The organism is Acinetobacter stercoris (assembly GCF_900323515.1).
In the GTDB taxonomy this organism is placed as follows: Bacteria; Pseudomonadota; Gammaproteobacteria; order Pseudomonadales; family Moraxellaceae; genus Acinetobacter; species Acinetobacter stercoris.
In genome coordinates this window covers 1-5,199 of sequence record NZ_OOGT01000247.1, presented here as the reverse complement: position 1 = coordinate 5,199, position 5,199 = coordinate 1, and the positions used below count along the sequence as shown (strand labels likewise).

The following is a 5,199-nucleotide window of genomic DNA, read 5'->3' as shown; positions in this document are numbered from 1 at the left end:
GTATTTAGAGGGTGGGAAACGTATTTCCTATGGTGCACGTGCTGTTGTTAAAGGTGGTCTAAATTCACTTCCTAAACTCACATTCCCAGGTGGTTGTCTCATTGGAGATGATGCTGGTTTCTTAAACTTTGCCAAAATCAAAGGCTCTCACACTGCCATGAAATCTGGCATGTTATGTGGTGAAGCAGTATTTGAAGCAATTCAGGCAGGCGTAGAAAAAGGCGGGGACATTGCCGTTGCCCGTGTTACAGAAGGCGAAGACTTCTTTGAAAAAGAACTCACCTCTTATACAGACAAATTCGATAATAGCTGGCTAAAAGAAGAGTTATATAACTCTCGTAACTTTGGTCCGGCAATGCATAAATTTGGTCAGTGGTTTGGTGGTGCATTTAACTTTATTGACCAGAATGTCTTTAAAGTTCCATTTACCTTGCATGATCTGGTACCTGACTTTAGTGCGTTAAAAACAGTAGATGCGGCAACATTTAAACCGAACTACCCTAAACCGGATGGCAAATTGACTTTTGACCGTTTATCTTCAGTATTTGTATCAAATACAGTTCATGAAGAAAACCAGCCTGCGCACTTGAAACTGACTAATCCAGACATTCCTGTAAATGTAAATTTACCAAAATGGGATGAGCCTGCACAACGTTACTGCCCTGCTGGCGTTTATGAAATCATGGAAAATGATGATGGTTCTAAACGCTTCCAGATCAATGCTGCAAACTGTGTGCACTGTAAGACTTGTGATATCAAAGACCCATCGCAAAACATCACCTGGGTAACTCCAGAAGGTGGTGGTGGTCCAAACTATCCGAACATGTAATTTATTTTGAAATTAAAATCCTCTCACCTATTGAGGGGATTTTTTCATTTATCTATTGATTCTAATAAAAAATGGATTAGCTTGAGTTTCTTCAGGCCAAAGACAACCATATTCTCTCCAATATGTACAGGTTTAGTCTTTACTACTTACGGAAATAAAAATTTCGATCAGAAACCATATAAACTACCCTTTCTTCACCAGATAATGAAATTCTTTATTACCAGCATCATCCAACTTTTCTTCTTGAAGTAAAAGCTCATGTCCAAGATGCATACAAAATTTCGGGATATCCCATGAAGTTGAATTATCTGTCGCAAAAACTTCGACCACATCACCTGACCTAGATTTACGAATAGCTTGATGCAACATCATTACTGGTTCAGGACAGCGTAATCCACGTGTATTCAGTTGAATGCTAGGTGTAATAGACTGATCAGACATGCTCAAACCCAATTAATAGATACTTAAATATTTTAACACAAACACTTACTTTTCGTGTTTTGCACAACATAAATGTAAAAGGATTATTCTATTCATCTATTCTCATCATTTTATAGATAGACATCTGTATTTTCTTCGGTATGATAAAATTAAATTTTTAGATATAAAGAGTCTTTAGGAAAGATCATGCACGAGGAATCAGGCCCGTCGTGGGGTATGCGTGGCTTACGGAAATGGTTAGGTACAGCACCAGAAACCCGCGATGAACTGCTAAAATTAGTACAAGATTCACGTCGTTTTTTAGAACCCGATACTGTTGCCATGTTAGAAGGCGTTTTAGACCTTCCAGCAACAAAGGTACGTGAAGTCATGACTCCACGTACAGCTATGATCAGCTTGCAAGAAGATGATCAATTACTGGATATTTTGCCTGTTTTAATTGAGTCAGCGCACTCTCGATTTCCAGTGTTTTCAGCTGAACAACCTGATAATGTCGTTGGTATCTTGCTTGCAAAAGACTTACTACCATACATGACAGATCGCGCATCCAAGGTTAATGTTCACAGCCTGATGCGTCAGCCATTATTTGTTCCTGAAAGCGCGCGCTCGGATCAAGTCCTTCGTATGCTTAAAAATACACAAACCCATATTGCTATTGTCATTGATGAATATGGCACAACTTCTGGGCTTGTAACACTAGAGGATATCCTAGAAGAAATCGTGGGTGAAATTGAAGATGAACATGACAAAGTCGATGAAGAAGCCCAGTTTATAGTCCCTGATAAAGCTCATACCATAGCAAATGCATGGCTCGTACAGGCACTTACACCAATTGAACATTTCAACACTGTTTTAGATGCTGACTTTTCTGATGATGAAGTAGAAACTGTCGGCGGTCTTTTGCTTCAAGAAATCGGACTGGTGAGTGATTTACAAGGTCAGGTCGTTGAACTTGAAAATTGGGAATTTACCATTATTGAAGCAGATGCCCGCACCATTCATCTGATTCGAGCTGTACGTAAATGAGAGCACACTTTGAAAAGCTGTTAAATTCTTCTGGAACAAATCAACAGCTCCCATTTATTTTTCCATTTTTAATTTCATTATTTTCTGGGGCGATTTTTAGTCTTGCACTTGCACCCTATTACTGGTGGTGGATCGCAATCCTCTCTCCAGCCTTGTTATATGTAAGCTTGCGTAAACGCTCTCCCAAACAAGCCTGGTTTATTGGTTGGGCATACGGTTTTGGTTTATGGTTTGTTGGTGCTTTCTGGCTATATACATCCATCCATGTCTACGGCAATACTCATGCCGTCCTAAGTATCCTAATGATTGCTTTCATGGCTTTGGTCATGGGGCTATTTACGGCCGTGCAGACTTGGCTTTATCGACGCTTTTTCCCAGAAACACCACTGACTTTCACACCACTCTGGGTATTCTTCGAATGGGCTAAAACTTGGGTATTTACAGGTTTTCCATGGTTATTTGCAGGTTATGCATTTACAGAAAGATTTTTAGATGGCTATGCACCACTATTTGGCGTGTTTGCTGTATCTTTTACAGTCATCGTTTTAGCATCGGCATTGGTTGAAATACTCAATCGTAAAATATTCTGGATCATTCCAAGTGCATTATTACTCTTAGGTGCCTGGGGTTCTTCAAAAATTGATTTTGTCGAACCTAAAGCGGCTAAACCGTTAAGTGTCTCACTCATTCAGGGCAACATTCCCCAAGATTTAAAATGGTTAACTGAATATCAAGAAAAAACCTTGATGATCTATTTGAATCTGACCAAAACCGAATGGGGACGTGACCTGATTGTTTGGCCAGAATCATCTATCCCGTTGTTCCAGTCTGATATTGAACCATTTTTAAAGTCAATGGATGAACAAGGTAAGGCTTCAGGTTCTGCATGGGTAACGGGTATCCCCTACTGGGATATGAAAGAATCAAAACAACAAAACCAGCCGATGTTTTATAACAGTTTAATGGCATCAGGAAGCAATGCTGATGGGCTATATAAGAAGCAGCGCCTAGTTCCTTTCGGGGAATATATTCCTCTTTCTGGAATGTTAAGCTGGGTACTGCCTTCTCTACAGAATGATCCAAGCATGAGCGGCTTTTCTCGTGGAGCGAATGATCAAAAACCGTTAATGGTCAAAGGTCATCCTCTTGCCTCTGCAATATGTTATGAGGTGGCATATCCAAATCTAACCAGACGCAATGCGGCTAACAGTGACTTCCTCGTTACCGTTTCAAATGATGCATGGTTTACAGGTACTGCAGGACCTATGCAACATCTACAAATGGTACAAATGCGCGCTAAAGAAAATGGTCGCTGGTTTATCCGTGCAACCAATACAGGTATAACAGCTTTTATCAACGAAAAAGGTCATATCGTTGAACAAGCCCCAATGGATAAAGAATATGTACTACGCGGTAACCTACCTGCCATGCAAGGCGAAACATGGTATACTCGTTTCAGTGACTGGCCAATTCTAGGATTTTCACTATTTCTACTGATTTTAGGTTGGATATATAGACCTAGAAATGTAGATGTTAGCTTTAAATCACGACGCTAAGAATTACAGTTTCCCTCTCAGAAATGAGAGGGAAAACATTGTTATAATAGTTTTGTTCCCAACGGTACATCCAGATCTGGAACACACAGTGCCACATCACCATTTTCATCATGAAACCCTGTCACCAAACATTCTGACTGAATTGGTCCAATTTGTTTTTTGGGAAAATTAACCACGGCAACAACAAGTTTCCCGATCAATGCATCAGGTTGATAATGTTTCGTAATTTGCGCACTCGATTTTTTTATCCCCAAATCATGACCAAAATCAACATGTAAAATATAAGCAGGCTTACGTGCTTTCTCAAATACTTCAGCCTGAATGATTTTCCCCACCCGAAGTTCAACTTTTATAAAATCATTCCACTCAATCAAATCCATATTTCCCTCGTTTTTTGTCACTTTGTGTTTTTTCAGATCTGCTGTTATCTTAACCACTTCTCAGATTTTATATCTAATATAAAACGGACAAAACATCATGCTAAAAGGACAATGCCTTTGCGGTACCGTTCAATTTAAAATAAACCTAAACGATATAAATACGATTTATCAATGTCATTGTAGTCTGTGTCGTAAACAGACTGGTACACATGCCAATTTTGCAACTTTGGTCAATAAAGAAGTATTTGAATGGATTTCAGGTGAAGATGTTATCGGAACTTATCAAAAGGAGACTGGTTTCACTTCATACTTTTGTCAGAAATGTGGTTCTGTTTTACCAAATGAATTAAGTAATGGACTGGCATTCTGGATTCCGTTAGGGCTGAATGATCTCCATCCAACTAAAAAATTAGATTTCCATCTTTCTTCCAAAGCCAACTGGGAAGACATTGCGATTGAACAACAAAGTTTTTCTCATCTTCCAGAATGGGATAAATTAAAAAGGTTCTTCAAATTATAAAAAAGCCGAGTATATACTCGGCTTTACTCTTTAATCAGAATTAAAGCTGAACAACTAAATAAGAAATCATACTGGCAAGTGACAGCATAGGAATATAACGGTAGATTTTAATGACCTGTTCTTCAAATGTACTTGCTTGTGTATGTTTCATTTTGAATATAGTTGCATTTAGAGCTGAGTAGAAAGCCAAAATGGTCAAAGCAGAAAATAGACTCACTGCAAAAAAACCAATTACGATTTGACTGCCACCTTGGGTATTTTGCAATAAATTCAAAAAAAAGTGGCTAGCAGGTAATAAACTTAATACCAACAACACAGATTTCAGCATTGCCCAATGAAAATGGTTAATTTCATCTGATAATAATAATGCTTTCATCATGCCCTCCACGACAACTCATTGCCTGAAATACATTATGCAAGCTTTTAAATAAATAAAAAGTCTATTTT

Annotated in this window: 7 protein-coding genes; 4 read left to right on the top strand and 3 right to left on the bottom strand. The window is 38.6% G+C overall.

Features of this window, described 5'->3' with window-relative positions:
* The coding region (locus KPC_RS17720; RefSeq protein ID WP_171334540.1) for an electron transfer flavoprotein-ubiquinone oxidoreductase at positions 1-829 on the top strand (829 nt) is incomplete at its 5' end.
* Between the two features lie 183 nt (positions 830-1,012).
* Here the strand turns inward: KPC_RS17720 and tusA are convergent.
* Complete coding sequence (gene tusA / locus KPC_RS17715) at positions 1,013-1,270, bottom strand: sulfurtransferase TusA (protein WP_121975659.1); 258 nt, start codon at positions 1,268-1,270, stop codon at positions 1,013-1,015.
* A 186-nt stretch (positions 1,271-1,456) separates the two neighbouring features.
* Between tusA and KPC_RS17710 the strand changes: the two genes are divergently transcribed.
* On the top strand, positions 1,457-2,296 hold the full coding sequence (locus KPC_RS17710) for an HlyC/CorC family transporter (RefSeq protein WP_121975658.1): 840 nt from the start codon (positions 1,457-1,459) through the stop codon (positions 2,294-2,296).
* A complete protein-coding gene (gene lnt, locus KPC_RS17705; RefSeq protein WP_121975657.1) occupies positions 2,293-3,852 on the top strand; it encodes an apolipoprotein N-acyltransferase in 1,560 nt (519 codons plus the stop codon). The genes KPC_RS17710 and lnt overlap by 4 nt, the downstream gene beginning before the upstream one ends.
* Positions 3,853-3,893: 41 nt before the next feature.
* Here the strand turns inward: lnt and KPC_RS17700 are convergent, their stop codons facing one another.
* Positions 3,894-4,232 carry a tRNA-binding protein gene (locus tag KPC_RS17700; protein WP_121975656.1) on the bottom strand — a complete coding sequence of 113 codons (339 nt, stop codon included), beginning with the start codon at positions 4,230-4,232 and terminating at the stop codon, positions 3,894-3,896.
* Between the two features lie 97 nt (positions 4,233-4,329).
* Here KPC_RS17700 and KPC_RS17695 point away from each other — a divergent pair, with 97 nt between their 5' ends.
* On the top strand, positions 4,330-4,752 hold the full coding sequence (locus tag KPC_RS17695; RefSeq protein WP_121975655.1) for a GFA family protein: 423 nt from the start codon (positions 4,330-4,332) through the stop codon (positions 4,750-4,752).
* A 40-nt stretch (positions 4,753-4,792) separates the two neighbouring features.
* Here KPC_RS17695 and KPC_RS17690 read toward each other — a convergent pair whose 3' ends face one another.
* Positions 4,793-5,128 carry a hypothetical protein gene (locus tag KPC_RS17690; RefSeq protein WP_121975654.1) on the bottom strand — a complete coding sequence of 112 codons (336 nt, stop codon included), beginning with the start codon at positions 5,126-5,128 and terminating at the stop codon, positions 4,793-4,795.
* Between the last annotated feature and the right edge of the window lie 71 nt (positions 5,129-5,199).

Coding starts and splice junctions, on each gene's coding strand:
- tusA (WP_121975659.1), bottom strand. CDS start 1,270: ATGTCTGATCAGTCTATTACACCTAGCATTCAACTGAATACACGTGGA.
- KPC_RS17710 (WP_121975658.1), top strand. CDS start 1,457: ATGCACGAGGAATCAGGCCCGTCGTGGGGTATGCGTGGCTTACGGAAA.
- lnt (WP_121975657.1), top strand. CDS start 2,293: ATGAGAGCACACTTTGAAAAGCTGTTAAATTCTTCTGGAACAAATCAA.
- KPC_RS17700 (WP_121975656.1), bottom strand. CDS start 4,232: ATGGATTTGATTGAGTGGAATGATTTTATAAAAGTTGAACTTCGGGTG.
- KPC_RS17695 (WP_121975655.1), top strand. CDS start 4,330: ATGCTAAAAGGACAATGCCTTTGCGGTACCGTTCAATTTAAAATAAAC.
- KPC_RS17690 (WP_121975654.1), bottom strand. CDS start 5,128: ATGAAAGCATTATTATTATCAGATGAAATTAACCATTTTCATTGGGCA.